The 19748-nt window shown below is 61.5% G+C and carries 19 protein-coding genes; 9 read left to right on the forward strand and 10 right to left on the reverse strand.

What is annotated here, in order from left to right; translation table 11 throughout:
• Positions 1-54: 54 nt before the first annotated feature.
• A complete protein-coding gene (lspA, locus tag JK202_RS10575; RefSeq protein ID WP_211560908.1) occupies positions 55-579 on the reverse strand; it encodes a signal peptidase II in 525 nt (174 codons plus the stop codon).
• The gene (ileS, locus tag JK202_RS10580) at positions 579-3437 is read right to left on the reverse strand and encodes an isoleucine--tRNA ligase (RefSeq protein WP_211560910.1); all 2859 of its coding nucleotides are present in this window, start codon (positions 3435-3437) and stop codon (positions 579-581) included. The genes lspA and ileS overlap by 1 nt, the downstream gene beginning before the upstream one ends.
• Before the next feature lie 154 nt (positions 3438-3591).
• Here ileS and JK202_RS10585 point away from each other — a divergent pair, with 154 nt between their 5' ends.
• Positions 3592-4602, forward strand: coding sequence for a TraB/GumN family protein (locus JK202_RS10585; RefSeq protein ID WP_211560912.1), 1011 nt, complete (start codon positions 3592-3594; stop codon positions 4600-4602).
• Positions 4602-5396 carry a tetratricopeptide repeat protein gene (locus JK202_RS10590; RefSeq protein ID WP_211560914.1) on the forward strand — a complete coding sequence of 265 codons (795 nt, stop codon included), beginning with the start codon at positions 4602-4604 and terminating at the stop codon, positions 5394-5396. The genes JK202_RS10585 and JK202_RS10590 overlap by 1 nt, the downstream gene beginning before the upstream one ends.
• On the opposite strand, the gene JK202_RS10595 is transcribed toward JK202_RS10590, so the two are convergent.
• From JK202_RS10595 to JK202_RS10630, 8 genes are all read right to left on the reverse strand, one after another.
• Positions 5374-7773: a TonB-dependent siderophore receptor gene (locus tag JK202_RS10595; protein WP_211560916.1), complete on the reverse strand. Its 2400-nt coding sequence runs from the start codon at positions 7771-7773 to the stop codon at positions 5374-5376. The genes JK202_RS10590 and JK202_RS10595 overlap by 23 nt on opposite strands.
• A gap of 213 nt (positions 7774-7986) precedes the next feature.
• Positions 7987-8910 (reverse strand): bifunctional riboflavin kinase/FAD synthetase, encoded by a 924-nt coding sequence (locus JK202_RS10600; protein ID WP_211560918.1) that lies wholly within the window; start codon positions 8908-8910, stop codon positions 7987-7989.
• Complete coding sequence (gene mtnC, locus JK202_RS10605; RefSeq protein ID WP_211560920.1) at positions 8907-9590, reverse strand: acireductone synthase; 684 nt, start codon at positions 9588-9590, stop codon at positions 8907-8909. The genes JK202_RS10600 and mtnC overlap by 4 nt, the downstream gene beginning before the upstream one ends.
• 9 nt (positions 9591-9599) lie before the next feature.
• Entirely contained in the window at positions 9600-10145 is a 546-nt protein-coding gene (locus JK202_RS10610; protein WP_211560922.1) for an acireductone dioxygenase, read from the reverse strand.
• Positions 10146-10147: 2 nt separating this feature from the next.
• On the reverse strand, positions 10148-10774 hold the full coding sequence (locus JK202_RS10615; RefSeq protein WP_211560924.1) for a methylthioribulose 1-phosphate dehydratase: 627 nt from the start codon (positions 10772-10774) through the stop codon (positions 10148-10150).
• Positions 10774-11028 (reverse strand): twin-arginine translocase TatA/TatE family subunit, encoded by a 255-nt coding sequence (locus JK202_RS10620; RefSeq protein ID WP_062108393.1) that lies wholly within the window; start codon positions 11026-11028, stop codon positions 10774-10776. Before JK202_RS10620 ends, JK202_RS10615 begins: the two co-directional genes overlap by 1 nt.
• An 82-nt stretch (positions 11029-11110) precedes the next feature.
• Entirely contained in the window at positions 11111-11599 is a 489-nt protein-coding gene (locus JK202_RS10625) for a CHAP domain-containing protein (RefSeq protein ID WP_211560926.1), read from the reverse strand.
• Between the two features lie 3 nt (positions 11600-11602).
• The gene (locus JK202_RS10630) at positions 11603-12217 is read right to left on the reverse strand and encodes a regulatory protein RecX (RefSeq protein WP_211560927.1); all 615 of its coding nucleotides are present in this window, start codon (positions 12215-12217) and stop codon (positions 11603-11605) included.
• Between the two features lie 65 nt (positions 12218-12282).
• On the opposite strand from JK202_RS10630, the gene JK202_RS10635 reads away from it, so the two are divergent.
• From JK202_RS10635 to JK202_RS10665, 7 genes are all read left to right on the forward strand, one after another.
• Positions 12283-13860, forward strand: coding sequence for a D-aminopeptidase (locus JK202_RS10635; protein ID WP_211560928.1), 1578 nt, complete (start codon positions 12283-12285; stop codon positions 13858-13860).
• A 168-nt stretch (positions 13861-14028) separates the two neighbouring features.
• Positions 14029-15225 (forward strand): aspartate aminotransferase family protein, encoded by a 1197-nt coding sequence (locus JK202_RS10640; RefSeq protein ID WP_211560929.1) that lies wholly within the window; start codon positions 14029-14031, stop codon positions 15223-15225.
• Entirely contained in the window at positions 15222-16175 is a 954-nt protein-coding gene (argF, locus tag JK202_RS10645) for an ornithine carbamoyltransferase (RefSeq protein WP_349291855.1), read from the forward strand. Before JK202_RS10640 ends, argF begins: the two co-directional genes overlap by 4 nt.
• Complete coding sequence (locus JK202_RS10650; protein ID WP_211560930.1) at positions 16175-17104, forward strand: Hsp33 family molecular chaperone HslO; 930 nt, start codon at positions 16175-16177, stop codon at positions 17102-17104. Before argF ends, JK202_RS10650 begins: the two co-directional genes overlap by 1 nt.
• Complete coding sequence (locus JK202_RS10655) at positions 17101-18060, forward strand: hypothetical protein (protein WP_211560931.1); 960 nt, start codon at positions 17101-17103, stop codon at positions 18058-18060. Before JK202_RS10650 ends, JK202_RS10655 begins: the two co-directional genes overlap by 4 nt.
• Positions 18061-18080: 20 nt before the next feature.
• On the forward strand, positions 18081-18896 hold the full coding sequence (locus JK202_RS10660; protein ID WP_211560932.1) for a hypothetical protein: 816 nt from the start codon (positions 18081-18083) through the stop codon (positions 18894-18896).
• 146 nt (positions 18897-19042) lie between these two features.
• Complete coding sequence (locus JK202_RS10665; protein WP_211560933.1) at positions 19043-19747, forward strand: gluconate 2-dehydrogenase subunit 3 family protein; 705 nt, start codon at positions 19043-19045, stop codon at positions 19745-19747.
• Position 19748: the final 1 nt, after the last annotated feature.

Consider the following 19748-nt stretch of genomic DNA (forward strand, 5'->3'; position numbering starts at 1 on the left):
AGCGACGTTGGAGCAAGGCCGGAGCAGGGTATGGGAAAAAGTTCCGCAAGCGCATCACTTCGCGCCCGAAGCTCTGGCGGCCTGCCGCTCGGCGAGAAGGGAGTCGATCAGCCATACGGCGACGCCGCAGACAATCCCTGAATCCGCGATATTGAAGACATACCATGACCAGCCAAAAGCATGGGCATGCAGGAAATCCACGACCGCCCCATAGCGCAGGCGGTCGATGACGTTGCCGATGGCCCCGCCTGCAATTGCGCCACAGGATGCCGCCACGAGCGTGCGCTTCGTGCGGGTCAGGGTCCAGACCAGAAGCCCGACCGCGATCAGGGAGACCGCGCAGAAAATCCACGGCCCACGGCTGCCGAGGCCACCGAACATGCCGAATGTCACGGCGTGGTTCCAGACCATCGTGAAGTTCAGGAACGGCAGGATCTCGACCGATCCGCGTTCCGGCAGATGATAGACATACAGGATCCAGTCCTTGCTGGCCTGATCCAGAACGAGGACCAGAACCAGCAGGGCAAGGCCCAGAACCATGCGGCCTGTGCGGCTCATGCCCTCATGCCACAGGGACATCAGGCGCTCACCACATCGATGCAGCGGCGGCACAGGGCCGGATGTTCGGCATCTTCCCCGACTTCGGGCAGGACCTTCCAGCAGCGGGCGCATTTATGGCCCGGCGCCCGCTCGACCTGCGGGCCGCCATGCGCCGTATCACCCGGCAGCAGCTCGGTTTCGGCGTGGGAGGTGATGAGGAGTTCGGCCCAGTCCAGCCCACCGAAGATCCCGGCTTCATCCTGCGACAGCGGCAATGTGACGCTGGCTTCGAGCGAGGAGCCGATCGTCCCGTCACGGCGGGCTGTTTCCAGCTCGGTCGTGACCAGACGGCGATAGGCGCGGATGTCTTCCCAGCGGTTGCCGAGTTCCGGGTCGTTCCACTCCGCCTCCGGCTCGAAGAACTGCGCGAGATGCACGCTGTCTTCCTCGCCGAAACGGGCCTGCCAGGCTTCCTCCGCCGTGAAGACCAGAACGGGCGCCAGCCACGTGCAGAGCGCGCGATGCAGAACGTCCAGCACCGTGCGGGCAGCGCGGCGGGTCGGGTCGGACGGGGCGTCGCAGTAGATCGCATCCTTGCGGATGTCGAAGTAGAATGCCGAGAGATCGGTGGTGCAGAAACCGTGCAGCGCCGGATAGACGCCAACCCACTGATGCGTTTCGACAGCGCGGGCGATCAGGCCCCGCAGTTCCGACAGGCGATGCAGGATATACTGCTCCAGTGGCGGCAGATCGGCGTAAGGCACTGCTTCTTCGGCCGTGAAGCCGTCAAGGGCACCAAGCAGCCAGCGCAGCGTGTTGCGCAGGCGACGATAAAGCTCACCCTGCTGCTTGAGGATTTCCTGCCCGATGCGAAGATCTTCGTTCGTATCGGAGTTCAGGACCCACAGGCGCAGTATATCGGCGCCAAGGCTGTCGGTCACGTCCGACGGGGCCACGACATTGCCCAGCGACTTGGACATCTTGCGGCCCTGCTCGTCCATGACGAAGCCGTTGGTCACGAGCGCCTTGTAGGGTGCGACGCCCATCGTGCCCACGCTTTCCAGCAGGGAGGACTGGAACCAGCCGCGATGCTGGTCAGAGCCTTCAAGGTAGAGATCGGCCGGGAAGTTCAGGCCTTTCTGCCCAAGATCGAAGCGATGGGTGGAGCCGCTTTCGAACCAGACGTCCACGATGTCGAAAACCTGCTCGTAATCGGCGGGATCACGGCCTTCACCCAGGAAGAGCGCCGGATCAGCTTCATACCAGATATCCGCACCCTTCTCGCGGAAGGCCTCGACGATACGCTGCATGACGGCCGGATCGCGCAGGACATCGCCGGTGCGCTTCTCAACGAAGACCGCAATCGGCACGCCCCAGGCGCGCTGCCGGGAAATGCACCAGTCGGGGCGCTGCTCGATCATGGAGGTCAGGCGACGACGGGCCGCTTCCGGGACGAAAGTAATGTTATCCAGCGCACTCAGGGAGTTTTCGCGCAGCTTCGTCTCGCCATCCATCGCGATGAACCACTGTGGCGTCGCGCGGAAGATGATCGGGGCCTTGGAGCGCCAGGAATGCGGATAGGAATGACGGACCGTCCCGCGCGCCATGAGGCCGTTGGCAGGGGCATCGTCATGTTCGGCGGACTGACGGGCTTCGGTCAGCAGGTCGCAGACCGGGTCAGCGGCCTTAAAAACATGGATGCCAGCGAGATGCGGAACCCATGGCGCGTAACGGCCATCGTCTTCCACCAGTTCGGGAACTTCAACGCCGTACTGGCGGCAGAGCATGAAATCGTCCTGACCGTGGGACGGCGCCATGTGGACGAGGCCCGTACCGACATCGGTCGTGACGAACTCACCCGGCAGCATCGGCACGTCATATTCGTAGCCACGACCGCGTAGCGGATGAGCGCAGACCGCACCTTCGAGGCCGTTGCCGGGGAGGGTGTAAAGAATATGATGCGCCGTGATGCCAGCATCCGTGCAGAACGCTTCCACACGGTCTTCAGCCACCAGCAGTTTCGCTCCCTGCGGAACGACACTGTTCTCGTTCGTCTCGTCAACGCGCAGAACTACGTAGGTGATGTCCGGACCGTAAGCGAGCGCGCGGTTGGCCGGGATGGTCCAGGGCGTGGTCGTCCAGATGACGGCCGAGACGCCGTTCAGGGCGTGGGCGGGCGTCGGATCCTTGATGACCGGGAAGGCCACGAAGATCGTGGTGGAGTCGATGTCGTGATATTCGATCTCGGCTTCGGCCAGTGCCGTCTTCTCGACCGGGCTCCACATGACGGGGCGCAGGCCGCGATAGAGGCTGCCATTGAGCAGGAACTTGCCGATCTCGTCGACGATCTTGGCTTCGGAACTGAAGTCCATCGTCACATAGCGGTTGGCCCATTCGGCCTGCACACCAATGCGCTTGAAACCCTCGGCCTGCTTCTGCACCCATTCAGCAGCGTACTGGCGGCATTCTGCGCGAAACTGGAGCAGGGGCACCTGATCCTTGTCCTTGCCAACCTTGCGGTACTGTTCCTCGATCCGCCATTCGATCGGCAGGCCGTGACAGTCCCAGCCCGGAAGATAGCGGACCTCATACCCCGACATGCGATGGGCGCGGTTGATGACGTCCTTCATCACCTTGTTCAGGGCGTGTCCGATGTGAATGTGGCCGTTGGCGTAGGGCGGTCCGTCATGGAGTGTGAAGACGGGACGTCCCTTTCCGGCCTCGCGGATCTTCTCGTCCAGACCCGTTGCGGCCCAGCGGACGAGCGTGTCCGGCTCCCGTTTGGGCAGGCCACCGCGCATCGGAAAACCGGTGCGGGGAAGGAACACGGTATCGCGGTAGCGGTCCTGCTGTTCCTTGAAGGCGGCGACGGAAGGATCGGGGGTCTTGTCGGACATGAGAGACGGGCCAGTTTCGGTCATTCACACTAAGGGGGGACCATATGGAGATCGGGAGCCAATCCGGTCAAGTCCGGGGTTAAGGGAAGCAGCAATGCGGGCCTGTCTCAGGACAGCTTCCGGAGGCGGGTTGCGGGGATGGCAGGAGTGGCGGATGATGCCGGATATGGTGCTTTTTGCAGAAGGCAGATCCGTGCAGTCACATCGTCTTTTCCAGTCCGTTGCCGGGCTTGTCCTCGGTCTTTGTGCGGGATTTGGATCTTCCGCCCATGCGCAGGCGCCCCGTTGTCCGGCGCCGGCGAGCGTGCCGGACAAAAGCCGGATGGCACAGATGTTCCAGACATCGCCGGACCGCGGTTTCCTGTGGAAGGTGACGAAGGACGGCCATTCATCGTGGCTGTATGGAACGCTGCATGTCGCAAAGCAGGACTGGCTGCTGCCGGGTCCGCTGACGCGCGCTGCGATCCTGCATAGCAGCGAGGTCGCGTTGGAACTTGATCTGAATGCGCCCGACACCGCGACCACACTGCGCCAGCCGGAAGATCCCGCCCGATGGGCGCATCTCGTGCAGTCGGGGCGCAAGGCGAAAGTGGATGCGCTCATGGATCAGCAATGCGTGCCGAGTGCTGCGTTCGCGCACGTGGCGGTTGGCGTGGAAGCGGCCGGTGTCGAATCCCTGGCGTCACGCCAGGATGGATATTATCCGGATTATGCGGTGGATGCCGTTCTGCAGGGCATGGCGGGAAGTCTGAAAAAGCCTCTGATCGGGCTGGAGACGGTGCAGATGCAGCGGGATCTGCTGATCGGTCCGGATCAGGCGGATGAAGATGCGTTTATTGATGATATCGTCAAGGGCGTCTCGACCGGAAAGACGCAGGCCGAGAACCGCAAGCTGACCCAGATGTGGGCCTCAAGCGACGTGAAGCGACTGGACCGTTATCAGGACTGGTGCGACTGCCTGAATACGGCACAGGAACGCCGTTTCATGTCCCGGCTTCTGGATGACCGAAATGTCGGCATGGCGGAAAAAATCGCGAAGATCCATGAGAGCGGGACCTCCCTGTTCGCGGCGGTTGGTTCCCTGCACATGGCGGGGCCGAAGGGACTGCCCGCCCTGCTCCGCAAGGACGGGTTTGAGGTCCAGCAGATCGTGCCGGCACCCTGATGAAACGGATCGTCCGGAAGTTGCTGGGCCGCAGGGCGCCGACGCGCCGTCCCGAGCCTCCTGCCCTGCCACCGCAGATCGAGGAAATCAGGCAGGGCGCGCTCAAGGGACAGCATCTTCAGATCGTACAGTGGGGACAGGTGCTGCTGGACAGCGTGTATGTTCCACGTGATCCGATGGCAGCGGTGGAATGGTTCACGATCGCGGCCAATGCCGGGTTCGGCCCGGGACACAACATGCGCGGGCGGTGTTTCCAGTTCGGCTGGGGCTGTGAGAAAGATCTTCAGCAGGCCGCGCGCTGTTACGAGGCCGCAGCTGGCGCGGGAGACGAATGGGGCCGGTACAATCTGGGCATCATGACCATGCGCGGGATCGGCATGGAGCCGGATCTGGCGCGGGCGCTGGATCTGTTCCGCACGGCAGCGAATAACGGCCATGCAAAATCCATGAACCTGTATGCGCGCTTTCTGGAAGAAGGATGGGTTTTGTCACAGGACCGGGTGGCGGCGCTGGACTGGTATCGCAGATCCGCGGAAGGGGGCGATTATCGTGGGCAGCACAATCATGCCACAGCACTTGTCGATGCCGGGAAGGTTGATGAGGCGCTGGGCTGGTGGCGTCAGGCGGTCGTGGATGCGACGTCCGACATCCTACTGGCGATGGACCAGAAACTGACGGCGCTGGGGCCGAAAGGCGATGCGGACCTGCTGAAGCAGGTGCATGAACGCCTGAGGGAGATGGGGATTTCTCCTTCAGGCGAGGCTGTTTCGGTCAGTAATTCGCCGAAAGATTGAAGAGGAAGGAGCGTCCGACAGCTGGGGTCGCGCGGTCGCTGAACAGGTTGCTGTAGTTCAGGCGGTTGTCGAGGTTGTAGCCGTTCATGGCCACGCGCCAGCGCTTGCCGAAATTGTGGGAAATAACGGCGTCCCATTCCACCGTGGCAGGCACGGCCGCTGTATTGGTGGCGTTCAGGTAGACACCATCACGCCAGGTCAGACCACCGCCGAACGTGACGTTCCAGGGACGGTTCGGAGCTATCGTATAGGTAGACCAGATGGTGGCCGAGTTCTTCGGCGCGTACTGGATACGCTTGCCGACATCAGCCGCCGTCAGGGACGAGACGGTCGTGGCGTCGTAATAGGCGTAGGTGCCGATCATGGTCCAGTTCTTCAGGATTTCACCCGAGACGCTGAGTTCGACGCCCTGGTTGCGCTGCCGGTCGCTGGACGAGGACACATCCCCCGTCGAAGGGTCCGTCATGAGCGCGTTGCCCTTTTCCAGACGGAAGATGGAGGCCGCGAAGCCCATGCGACCATGGAAGGCGTTATACTTCGCGCCCAGTTCGTAAAGGCTGCTGCGCTCGGGGCTGAAACCCTGTGTCGAGGATTTCAGGGGTTCGGAGCTGTTCGTCACATACAGGCCCAGCGGCGTGGTGGACTGCGCCCAGTTGAAATAAACCATGATGTTGCTGGTGGGCGTATACATCAGGCTGACGGTCGGATTGAATGTGTCCTGTGTCTGTCCGTAAGACACGCCGGCACCGGCCGTTCCGCCATTGGCGGAATAGTGGCTGTCCCAGTGATCCCAGCGGAAGCCGCCACGGATCGAGAACCAGGGTGCCAGCCACATCTGTTCAGAGAAGAACGCGCCGACATCGGTGGCGTCGCCCGTCTTGTACATGGCATGACCGACACCAGAGATGTTCACGAGATTGCCGCTGTACTGGCCCAGCGATCCGAGCAGGAGGCCCGGCTGGGTGGCGGAAGGGTGGAGCAGGCTTGTCGTGTCAGTCTGCGTGCCGTTCTGGCCGTTGAAATTGTAGGCGTAGTTCGTGCGGCGGTCATAGACATGCGAAATATCGACGCCGGCGATGATCTGGTGACGGATGCTGCCGGTCGAGAACTTCGCGATGCCCGAGAACACGTCCTGCACGGACCAGTCGTTCTGCTGATAAGGCTCCGGACCGCCCAGATGACCACGGCGGTTGATGGTCGCGGCTTCGGGATCAGTGAAATAATTGGCGGCGCAGGTCGTATCGCAGCCCGGCTGTGACGCGGAGAAGTACCGGCTGTACATGCCGCCGCGCGCATCGTTGTAGAATGTGATGTTCTTGTTCAGGTCGAATTTCAGGCGCGCCGTCAGCATGTCCACATTGGAGGCATCCTGATCGTAGCTCGTGCCGTACCAGTTGTTGCGGTTGAGGCCATATTCCGTCAGCGGCTTCGCAATGGCTGTGCCCGGTTTGGTTACGACCGGCACGCCATAATCCGGCACGCGGTTGTCCGTCTGGTGGAAATATTCCAGCGTGAAGGTCGTGCGTTTGCCCAGACCGAAGGCGATCGAAGGTGCGATGCCCCAGCGATGGGAGAAGACGTTGTCCCGACCGGCCGTATTGTTCTCGTTGCCCATGCCCGTGATGCGGATGGCCGTGGAATCCCCGATCTGCTTGTTGAAATCGAGCGTGCCGCGATAGTAATCCGCAGAGCCGCCCGAGAAGCTGCCACCATAGCTGTCCCCGAGATGGGCCACCTTGGTGGTGATGTTGATGGCGCCACCCGTCGTCCCATTACCGAAGACTTCCGAGGACGGCCCCTTGATGACCGAGACATGGTCGTAATCGAAGCTGTCGCGGGTATAGACGCCGAAATCGCGCAGGCCGTTTTCGTAGATGTCGTTCTGGGCCTGGAAACCGCGGATCAGGAACTGGTCGCCCGCCATGCCGCCTTCGCCTTCACCGACCGATGCGGTAATGCCCGGCACGTTGCGCAGGGCCTCGTCGAGCGATTTGACGTTCTGCTGCTCCATCAGAAGCTTGGGCACGACGTTGATCGTCTGCGGGGTGTGCATGACGTCTTCCGGCATCCGCCCAATGCCGATGGGGGTCTGCAATGTGTTCATCGGAGAGCCGACGACCTGAAGGTGTTCGGTTTCCTCAGGCGTTGCGACGATGCCGTTGTCCGCCGTTTTTGGAGCAATCCCTGATGTGGCGGCTTTCGGCGGGAGAGCCTTGGGCGTCTGTGAGCTAGCTGCGTCGTTTTTGGGAGCCGGGTGACGACGGGCTTTGTGATGATGCCGGGTATCGTCCTGTGCATGGGCGGCAGTGCAGACAAGTGTCAGACCGGCAGCAAGGGATAGCGGGCCCAAAGAATGGCGAGGTGTTCTGGACGACATCGGATCATGATCCTGAAAACGGAAACTGATGATGCCCTTAAAGGGTTAATGCGACTAATTCTCAATACTGATTCAGCAAAATTGCGAAAGATTCTCATTCTCCATATCAAACCGTGGCATAAATGACACAGAACGATACGCAACAAAAAAACCCCTTTCCCGGGCGGGGAAAGGGGTTTTGAAGACACTGGAAAGACCAGATCCGGGTGTGTGTCAGATACCCAGAATAGAGCGGGCCTGCGCGGCATCACAGGCGATCTGGGCCTTGAGTTCGTCAAGACCGGAAAACCTCTTTTCCTCACGCAGCAGGGCGATGAGAGCGACGCTGAGGGTCTGGCCGTACAGGTCTTCGTTGAAATCGAAGAGATGGACTTCAAGCCGGCTTTCCTGACCATCATTGATGGTCGGACGGCGGCCGATATTGGCGACGCCGGAGACGATGCGGCCATCCGGCAATGTGACGCGGGCCGCGTAGACGCCGCGGGCAGGCTCGACATGCTGCGTCAGGGGGATATTGGCGGTCGGGAAGCCAAGGAGACGTCCGCGCTGGTCTCCGTGCATGACGGGACCGGTGATGCTCCAGGGACGGCCGAGCTCCTGCGCCGCGCGCTGGGGATAACCTTCCTGCAACAGGCGCCGGACACGGCTTGAGGAGATCGGGCCGCCTTCATCGGAGAGCTGTGGCACGATGGTCAGGCCGATTCCATGAGGCGAGAGAAAAGTTTCAAGGCGCTCGATATTGCCGGTACGGCGATGACCGAACGCAAAATCCGCTCCACAGGCCACATGCGCCACGCCGAGGCCGTTCACCAGAACGTCGTCCACGAACCGCTCGGCACTCAGATGCGAGAACTCCGCATCGAATGGGATCTGGAACACATGCTCCACCCCTTGCTCCGCGAGAGCGGCGGCACGGATGCCCGGCAGCATCAGGCGGAAGGACGGGTCCTGCGGGCGGAACAGCGTTCGGGGATGCGGATCGAAAGTGACGACCGAGAGCGGGTGGTCGGGGCGCGCCATCCGCAGTGTTTCGAGCAGATGGACATGCCCGCGATGCACGCCATCAAAATTGCCGAGCGCTGCAACCGTATTACGGGCAGAAGCGGGAATATTGCGCCAGTCTGTATGCAGGCTCATGCGACAGGCAGGCCGAACTGTGGGGAGACGGCGTTCAGGTCAGGAGCCTGCGCGACACCCGGATGAGGGACGGTGCCGTCCCGCTCACGGACGAGCTGACAGACGGTCATGCCTGCGCGCTGGGCTGCATCCAGTTCTGCGCCGATATCGGACAGGAACAGGATTTCGTCTGCGGGCAGGCCGACGGCGGCCGTGATCTTTTCATAGGAGGCAGCGTCTTTTTTACCGCCGGTCGAAAGATCGAAGAAGTCCTCGAACAGAGGCGTCAGGTCACCCTGTGCCGTGTGGCCGTACAGCAGCTTCTGCGATGGGATGGAGCCGGACGAGTAGACCGCCAGACGCAGCCCCCCTTCCGACCACGCTTTCAGGGCGGGCGGGACATCCGGATACAGATCGGCCTGAAGGGTTCCATCCTCAAAACCCTGACGCCAGGTCAGGCCCTGAAGCGTCTTGAGCGGCGCCGCTTTAACATCCGCTTTCATCCAGTCCTCGCAGACCTTCAGCGGGTCCTGCCCCGGATATTCCATAACGATATCCGCGCGCGCCGCCACGACCGTTGGGTTCGTGTGGTCCTGAAGCAGGGCCGGCAGGGCTTTTGCGGCATAGGGGAACATGACGTCCCGCACGAAAGAGATCGGCAGGGTTGTGCCCTCGATATCAAGCAGGACGAGACGGATCATGGGGGACTTTCAGGGAACTTCAGCGGGAAAGCGGTTGGCGATGTCATCGCCGGTATATTGCGCGATCCAGCCTGTCGTGTCGGTGAAGACTCGCAGGGCCACCACGTCCGGGTTCGGCCCGGCGTCGAACCAGTGCGGGATGCCAGCGGGCACGGAAATCAGGTCCCCTTGTGTGCACAGGACGGAATAGACGCGCCCGCGGATATGCAGGACGAACGTGCCCTGCCCGTGCACGAAGAAGCGGACTTCGTCTTCGCTATGAGTATGTTCGGACAGGAATTTTTTCCGAAGTTCCGGAAGGTTCGGCGTGGATGCGTTGATCCGCACCACGTCCGCGCTGCCTGCGCCCGTCTCACCCATCAGTGTATCGAGATAGGGACGATAGGCCTCCAGAACCTCTTCCGCCGGAGCGTCCGGCGCTGGTGTGACGGGAGCGGACCAGCGGTCGAAGCGGATGTTGTGGGGACGCAGGGTCTCCGCGATCTCGCCGGGCGTGGTGACGTCCAGCAGGATCGCATCGGGGGCATCATCGCGATAGACGGTCAGGCGGCTCATGGTCAGGCTTTCTTCTGCAGACGGGCGAGTTCGCAGGCCAGCAGGAACTCAAGCCCTTCAAGACGGGCCAGAGCGGTGAACATGTCCTTGCCCCAGACATAAACGCCATGACCGCGGATCAGGTAACCGAGACGCATGTCCGCAAGCTTCGGTGCGACGACCGTGGCCAGCCGGGCAATGTCCTGATCGTTGTGGAACAGGGGCAGTTCAAGGCTGGTGGCGTGGGTCGTCTGGCCTTCGAAGACCTTGAGGACCTCGTAGCCTGCCAGCGTGATCGCGTCGGACGGCTCATCTATGGACAGGATGGTCGCGGCGACGGAATGGCCATGCAGGACGGCCCCGATCGCGGGATCATGGGCGTAAAGCTGCGTGTGCAGCAGCGTTTCCGCGCTGGCGCGGTTGGCGGGATCGACCGGCACACCGTCCGGCGTGATCTCGATGACGTCGCTGTCCGTCAGGAAGCCCTTGTGGCCGCCCGAGCGCGTAATGGCGATCCGTCCGTCCGGCAGACGGCACGACAGATTGCCCGCTGTGGCCGGAACCCAGCCGCGCTGGTCCATCCGCTGGCCGGCCTGCACGATCTGGCGGCTGGCATTGCCCCAGCTTTCATCAACCTTGAGGTTCTGCATCAGACCTGATTGCGGTGCGTTTCGCTGTTGGTTGTCTGGCTGTAGCCGGGATTCTGGTTCGGTGGCGAAATATGACCCGGAGCCTGCGGGGCGTCGGTCGCGGTCATGGATTCATCGTCGGCCATGTTCTTCTTGAAGGACTTGATGCCCTTCGCGAAGTCTCCCATCAGGCCGCTGATCTTGCCGCCGCCGCCAAACACGACGAGCAGGACCACCGCCAGGATCAGCCAGTGAACGGGGCTCATGCTACCCATAGTGTGTTACTCCGAAAAGCGAGGGCATCCACCCGAGGCCTCATCATGTGGCAAGGCTTGAACGATTGTGCAAGCATTCCTCTCAGGAAGCGTCGTCACTGTCATGCGATGAAATGAAGCCGTAGGTCGGATAAGCGCGCTTTCCCAGACCATGAACAGGCGCCCACCAGACCCGCACCAGCGTCCAGTCATTGCGGGCGGACACATCCGTCACGGGTACGGCGTGGTCGATGCGGCCGGGCTCCCAGTTGGCATGATCGACGAGGATCGTGCGGTCTGAAACCTGTCGGCGTACGATGGACACATGGCCGCTGGGAACACGGGATGTGGCGCGGAAAACCAGCACTTCTCCGGGACGAGGCATATGGGTATGGGCATAGCGCCCGCTGGACTGTCCCCACCATGAGGCCGCACTTCCGCTCAGTTTCAGCCCGGTGCGTTCGCGGGCATAGGGCGCGCATTGCAGCGGGCCGTTGAAGCTGGCACGGCTGTATTCGTAGTGGTTGCCACAGGCCGCGAGGAGCGCAAGCAGGCCGAGAGGCAGGCAGCGGAGGAAGCGGGACATCGTCATCTTCTACAGACTTCGGAAGGCGATGATGCGGTCTTCCGCTTCATCGGGGTCCATGTCGAGCACGCTCTGCGCGACATCACGGGAGAAGCCGTTACGGGCGAAGACGCCCAGCGCCTTGAGCGGATCTTCCTCTTCCCGGTCGGGCCGCTGGAACGGGCCGAGGCGGCGCTTGCGGGCCAGAACGAGGGCAGCGGCGAGTTCCGCCTCCCGTGCGGTGCTGTCCGACTGTTCGCCCAGCGAGTCGTTGAGGGCGTCGCGGACAGTCTCCTGATCGACCCCCTTGTTGGCGAGATGCGCTTCCACCGCACGACGGGAGCGACCGGTCCGGGTCAGACTGGTGGCACGGCTGCGGGCATAGCCGGCATCGTCCACGGCGCCCAGATCGGTCATGGACGCGACGATTGCGTCGATGGCCGGGCGCAGGACGGCGATGGCGGATTCGATGTCTTCGTTCGGCAGACCAGCATGCGACGCGCGCACACCCCAGCGGCGCAGACGACGGTCCAGCACCTGACGCAGGCCCTGTTCGGTCGTGGCGAAGCGGGCGAGATGCGCCAGCGCGGCCTCACGCAGGGACGCGGCATCAGGAACGGGGGGCGGGGCGGGATTGTCCTCCATGATGGGACAATTATGCCGGGTGAAAGGCATTTACGGCAAGCCGGTCTGGAGCCATCATTCCATCCATGAGCGATTCACTTTCTGCCCGTCTTGAAGCGGCCGTCTCCGCCCTCTCTGTCCGTTTTCCCGGCCCCGGCGGGGCTGTGGCCGTTCTGAAGGACGGCGAGGTTCTGGTGCGGCATGGCTGGGGCTATGCGAATGTGGAGCGCCGCATTCCGTTTACGCCGTCCACGCTGTTTCGCATGTGCTCCATCACCAAGCAGTTCACCTGCGGGACATTGCTGGACCTGTATGACGACCCGTCGGAGCTGGACGCGGATGTGGATGCGCGTCTGCCGCAGCTCGACGAACCTTCGCCGGGGATGCTGCATCTGGCGCATAACCAGTCGGGGCTTCGGGATTACTGGGCCGTGGCGATGCTGCACGGCGCGCCGATCGAAGGCGATTTCGGGGACCGTGAGGCCCGGCGTGTCATTGAAGGAACACGGACGCTCCAGTTTCAGCCCGGCACGTCCTATTCCTATGTAAACCAGAATTTCCGGCTGATTTCCGACATTCTTCAGGACCGGACGGAACGCAGCTTTGCCGAGCTGCTCCAGACGTCAATCTTCAATCCGGTTGGCATGGAACGCGCCATTCTGGCAGCCGATACGCGTGCCATGCCGGATGGGACAGTCGGCTATGAAGGAACCGTGGAGAGCGGCTTCCGTCCAGCGGTCAACAATGTCATCTGGACGGGAGATGCCGGGTTGGGGGCATCTCTGGACGACATGATCGCCTGGGAGCGGTTCATTGACGCCACACGCGACGCGCCGGACAGTCTGTACCGGCGTCTGACCGCGCCTGTGGCGTTCAGCGACGGTCAGGCGGCGCCTTATGGATTCGGCCTGCAACGGAGCACGATGTTCGGCCGGGACGTGACGATGCATGGCGGTGCGTTGCGGGGCTGGCGGTCCCATCGGCTGCATGTGGCGTCCGAACGTCTGTCAGTCGTGGTGATGTTCAATCACATGAATGCGGCTCAGGTTGCGGCCGCACAGATTCTGGCGGCGGCTCTGGGTGTTCCTTACGAGCCGGATCGCAGCACGCAGCCTCCGACGGCGCTGTATGGCACCTATCTGGAGCGGGAGACGGGGCTGTCGGCCCGAATCGAGCCCGCACCGGGCGGAGCAAAGCTGCGCTATCTGATGGTGCCGGAGCTTCTGGAAGGGGTTTCGGCAACGCGGGCCGAGGCGGGGTCGGTCGTTGTGAAAGCGCAGGAAACTGCGGAGGGTCCGGAAGTCGTGGTGGAGCGTCCGGGCGAAAACCGGACGAGCCTCCTCATACGCTGCGACGAGACGCCCGGCGAGGATATTGCCGAACTGGCGGGCATCTATCGCTGCGAGGAGCTGGACGAGGCCGAAGTGACCGTCACACTGGCGGGTGGCGTGGTTTATGGCGGGTTCTCGGGGATTCTGGGGGATGGCCGGATGGAAATGCTTCAGCGTCTGGCGCGGGATGTCTGGGGTCTGCCCTGCCCGCGCGCGCTTGATCACACGGCTCCCGGAGACTGGACGCTGGCGTTCGAACGGCAGGGTGGCAGCGTGACGGCGGTGCGGGTCGGGTGCTGGCTGGCGCGGGATCTGCTGTATCAGCGGGTCTGACCTGCCGGGTTAACTGCGACATTCTGTTGCGTCGGGGTTTGACGGATCCCCGTTCTGCCCTTCACTATGGGCCTGCGGAACTTGAAGCCCTGCTCCGGGCAACCAGAGCAGGGTTTTGCGATTCCGCATAAACCGTTTCGTTTTCAACCAGATATTCAGAGATCCATCATGATCCCCGCGCTGATGCCGAATTACAAACGTGCCGACCTCGCTTTCGAGCAGGGCGAAGGCGTCTGGCTGACGGCGACGAACGGGCGACGATATCTGGATTTCGGGGCCGGGATTGCCGTGACCTCGCTGGGACATGCCCATCCGAAGCTGGTGAAGACCATTGCGGAACAGGCCGCGAAGGTTATGCATGTCTCGAACCTGTACAGGGTCCCCCAAGCTGAGAAGCTGGCGGAACTGCTGGTGCAGAACACGTTCGCGGATTCCGTGCTGTTCTGCAATTCGGGTGCCGAAGCCAATGAAGGCATGGTCAAAATGATCCGCCGCGCCCAGTTCGAGAACGGGCATCCGGAGCGGACCAGCATCCTGTGCTTCGACGGAGCATTCCACGGCCGGACGCTCGCCATGATTTCGGCAACGGGCAACCCCGCCTACCTCAAGGGCTTTGGCCCTGTGGTGGAAGGGTTCGACCATGCGCCGTTCAACAACACCAACACGCTGCGTGAGGCCATCACGCCGCACACAGCCGGCATCATCGTCGAGCCTGTTCAGGGTGAGAGCGGCATCAAGCCCGCAACCCGCGAGTTCATGGAAGGACTGCGCGCCGTCTGTGACGAATACGGGCTGTATCTGGGTTTTGATGAAGTCCAGACCGGTGTGGGCCGGACGGGCAAGCTGTTCGCGCATGAATGGTATGGCATCCGTCCGGACGTAATTTCCGTAGCCAAGGGCATTGGTGGGGGCTTCCCGCTCGGTGCCGTTCTTGCGACGGAAGAGCTGGCGCGGCACCTGACGCCGGGCTCCCACGGAACGACCTTCGGCGGCAATCCGCTGGCCTGCGCGGCTGGTACGACCGTTCTGGAAGAAATCCTGAGCCCCGGTTTTCTGGAGCATGTTCGCACAGTCGGAGATGCGTTCGGCAAGATGCTGGAAGACGTCGTGCGCCGTTCGGAAGGCGTTTTCGACGATGTGCGTGGTCTTGGGCTGATGCGCGGCCTGCACTGTGTGCCGCCTGTGGGCGACGTCATGCAGGCGGTTCTGAATCAGGAACTCCTGACCGTGAGCGCTGGAGACAATGTGCTGCGTCTTGTTCCGCCGCTGGTCGTGACGGAAGCCGAGTGCCGTGAAGCCTGCGAGCGGCTCGTGAAGGCTGCCCTGTCCCTGAAAGCCCCGGCAACACAGGAGACCGCATCGTGAGCACAACAGCAGCACCCCTGGCGCCAAGACATTTTCTGGATCTGCGGGATTTCAGCCCCGAAGTCATCCGGCAGATCATCGACCTTTCGGCGAAGGTCAAGGCCCTGCAGAACGGTCGCCAGCAGCCCCTGCATCCGGATCGCCCGCTGGCAGGCCGCAGCCTCGGCCTGATCCTGGCCCAGCCTTCGACACGCACCCGCGTCTCGTTCGAAGTCGGGATGGGACAGCTTGGCGGTTTCGTCTCAGTTCTCTCTCCCGGCGATATGCAGCTTGGCCGGGGTGAGACCGTGGCGGATACGGCCCGCGTCCTGTCGCGTTTTCTGGACGTGATCGTTCTGCGGACCGGGAATGACGCCAATCTGCGCGAACTCGCGAAGTGGAGCTCGGTTCCGGTCATCAACGGCCTGACGCCCGTCTCCCATCCGATCCAGATTCTGGCGGATGTCCTGACATTCGAGGAACATCGCGGCCCGATCCGCGGGAAAACGCTGGCCTGGATCGGGGATGGCAACAATGTTGCCACGTCCCTGATGGAAGGTGCGGCTCTTCTCGGCTTCAATGTCCGTCTGGCCACGCCTGAAGGTTTTGCCCCCAACCCCGAGGCCGTGGAATGGGCACGGGCGCATGGCGCAACAATTGAAGTCTTCCGGGACCCTGCCGAAGCCGTGGCCGGAGCAGATGCGGTGCTGACGGATACCTGGGTGAGCATGGGCGACAAGGACCGCGAAACGCGGCTCAAGGTGTTCCAGCCCTATCAGGTCGATGCGGCGCTGATGGCAAAAGCTGCGCCCGATGCCCTGTTCCTGCACTGCCTGCCTGCCCATATCGGAGAGGAAGTGACGCCAGAAGTCTTTGAGGGCCCGGCGTCCGTTGTCTTTGATGAGGCGGAGAACCGCCTGCACACGCAGAAGGGCCTGCTGCTCTGGGCTCTCGGGAAAGAAAACGACTGATGGATACCCCACCATTCCTCGACATGAACCGGCCTGACGTTCCGAACATGGTCGTCTCGGGCGGTGTTACGCCATTCTATCTGGAACGCTCTCCGGTGCGCGGGCGTCTGGTGCGGCTTGGGCCTCTGGCCAATGCGATTCTGTCGCGGCATGACAATCCCGATGCTGTCTCACAGCTTGGGGGCGAAGCTCTGGCGCTCGTGGCGGCGATGGTGTCGGCCCTGAAGTTCAAGGGGGCCTTTTCGCTTCAGATCAAGGGCGATGGCCCGGTCTCCATGCTCGTGGCGGATGCGACGGATAGCGGAGATCTGCGGTTTTTTGCGCGTCTGCGTGAGGATGCCGATCGTGATGCGCTGCCCGGAACTGCCAAGGAGCTTCTGGGCGACGGCTACATGGCCTTCACCATCGATCAGGGCCCGGACATGGACCGCCATCAGGGCATTGTGGACCTGAGCGGCACGACGCTGGCGGACATGGCCGTGAACTACTTCCAGACCAGCGAACAGCATGACTGCTGGATCCGGCTGTTCTGTGCAAAATCAGCGGATGGCTGGAAGGCCGGCGCGCTGGTTCTGGAGCGGATAGCGGCCGAAGGGGGCATCGAGTCTTCCGAACAGGACGAGGATGCCTGGGAGACAGCCTGCACGCTGGCCGGAACGCTGACGGAGCAGGAAATCCTAAATCCGGAGCTTTCAAACGAACGGCTGGTTCACAGGCTTTTCGGCACCTTGGATGTCCGTAGCGGGACGCCGCGCGCACTGGCTTATGGCTGCCGGTGCAACCGGGCCCGGCTGGCATCCGTTCTGGAGACATTCCCTGATGACGATCTCGACCACATGGTCGAAAATGGCGCCATCACGATGAACTGTGAATTCTGTAACGTCGGTTTCCGCTTCACGCGGGACGAACTCGGAGAACGGACTGAATGACGCTTCCCCTGCTTGATAACGTGAAGCTCGATGGCTTTCCGGTCGAGCAGCTCTATCAGGGTTGGATCCCCCTCTCCCGAACGCCGGTAACGGATGATTTCAGCGTTGTGGTTTTCACTGAAGAGGATACTGGCCGACAGGCCTGCTGGTGGCTTGAAGGCGAACACTACAGCGCAAGTCATGTTCTGACGCTTGATCCATCAGTTCGGAGGCGTCTTCTGAAAGGTATGGATCCTGTTTTCTGGCCTGTAGCGACCGGAGTCCTTGGGGCTGTGCTCCCTGAGCAGGAGTTTCCATCCTGCCAAGATTTACCCGAAATTGCAGTTAATGAGCTTTCAGGCTCGTGGCTTGAGGGCCATGCGCCCCACACTCTTCTTTTGTCTTCAGGACATGCCGATAGCGGAGAAGCACTGTTGTGCGCGAACGGCCGCCAGATTGGCGAGAACCGGATCGCTGCATTGCTCGCAGCCAAGCGGGGAAGCGGGCCACTGATTGTTGCCTCACCATTTACGGCACTCCCTCTGCTGCCCCAGATTACATTTCAGACGAATTCACTGAGTGTTAGCCGTTTTCAGGATATCGAAACTGTTTTCTACCTGATCTGGAACGACAACCTTCCAGAACTGCGTCCGTCTTTCTATTATCCCGACGCCCCTCTTCTAATCAGCGATGATCCAGGGGCAGCGATTATCCCAGGCCTGATTCTGAGCTGGTACGCACGGCATCCCGAACATGCCGCGCTGATCCGTGAAGCGCGGCCGTTCATGGCAGAGGATTTTGGTGTCGGGCAAGCGTCCGGGGTGCGTCCGAAATTATCAGACGAAGAAACCCCCATCTCTCCTGACACATCGGCTTCACCCTTCGTCCCCATCGAGCAGCCGACTTCCGCTCCCCCCGCTCAAGCGTCTAAACAGGGAATGAAAAGTCGGCTCAAGTCCCTTTTCAGTCGTCTGTAACGCCTTCAGGAGGCAGAGATATGCGCGTACGTTACTGGACCGGTCTGAGTGCGTTACTGCTCTCCCTTGGTGTAAGCGCCTGCTCCGACGGGGATGCAGACCAGACCTTTCCTCCCCTCGATTACAGCTATCTCTCGCAGATCCATCTGAACGTGGCATCGATTGACGTGCAGGACGAGGCCCCTGCCACGCCTGACGCCCTGTCATCCAAAGCACCAACCCCACCCGACCAGGCTCTGAAAGCCATGGCCAGCCAGCGCCTGATTGCCAGCGGCAGCTCTGGTAAAGCCGACTTCATTATCAAGCAGGCGTATCTGAACCGCGTCGGAGACAATGCAGTAACGGGCGCTATGGATGTTCAGCTGAATATAGCCGATGCCGGAAATCAGCATACTGGCTTCGTCCATGCCCGCATTACGCGCAAGCTGGACGCAGGAGATCGGGACCCGTCCTCACGCAAGGAACTTTACACGCTCACCAATCAGATGATGCAGGACATGAATGTGGAGCTGGAATTCCAGATCCGCAAAAAGCTTCTGTCCTGGATGACGGATGCTGCAGGGACGCCAATCGTTAATGGCGGCGTCCAGCAGCAGGCACTCGGAGCGCCGGGAATGGAACCGACCCCTGCCGCTGTTGTACCCTCAGTGAACACGCCGACCGTGCCTTCTGCAACGCCTGACAAAGCCACTGTACCGGTTACGGCGCCGAGCGTACCCGATGCCATTTTCCCGACCGGGGCTGACAGCGAAGGGACTACCGCTTCCACCCCTGAGCACTCTCCGCAGCCTGGAATACTGAAACTTCCCTCAACAGACAGTGCGGCTACGCACTGATTCATGCCTCTCGTCATATTGTGATGGGCGAACGTCTAGAAACCAGCATCCGTCTTCGTTAGGGGAGAGGGTATTGATTTTGTAAAATGATAGTTTCCAGATTTTCTGTACGTTCTGGTTCTACTGTCTGGAAAGAGTTGTGCCCCATGGAACCGACACTGAACCGTCCGCTCCGCCGCAATTTTATGAAGGGGCTTCTGGGAAGCACGTCATTCTGGTTGGCTTCGGGAAATGCACACTGGGCTGAAGCTCTGGCAGCTGAAGCGGCCGCGCATCCCTATCAGCCCGTTTTTTTCAACGGGCCAGAATACCAATTTTTGGAAGCGGCCTGTGAACGCTTGTTCCCTGGCGACCATAACGGTCCAGGCGCAAAGGCTCTGGGCGTAGCGGAATTCATAGATCGGCAGATGCAGACGCCTTATGCCCATGGCGAAAACTGGTACATGTCTGGACCATTCCAGCAAGGCCCAGCCAATTTAGGCTATCAGCTTCCGTTTGTTCCGCGCGATCTGTATCGCAAAGGGATTACCGGCGTAGAGCACTATGCCCGCCAGCAATATGGCAAAGACTTCGCTGCCCTTTCCGCCCTGCATCAGGACGAACTTCTGACGGCTCTGGAGGGTGGGTCCGTCCAGCTTGGAGAAATTCCGGGGCGGGTCTTTTTCGAACAGTTGCGCACCAACACACTCGAAGGTGCTTTTGCCGACCCGCTTTATGGCGGTAATCGCGGTCTTGGTGGCTGGCTGATGCTGGGCTTCCCGGGCGCCAGAGCGGATTTCATGGATTGGGTCAATCAGGAAGGCGCATCTTATCCCATCGGGCCGGTCTCGATTTCCGGGGAGACTGCTTGAG

It is taken from the genome of Gluconobacter sp. Dm-62, from assembly GCF_018256155.1.
In the GTDB taxonomy this organism is placed as follows: domain Bacteria; phylum Pseudomonadota; class Alphaproteobacteria; order Acetobacterales; family Acetobacteraceae; genus Gluconobacter.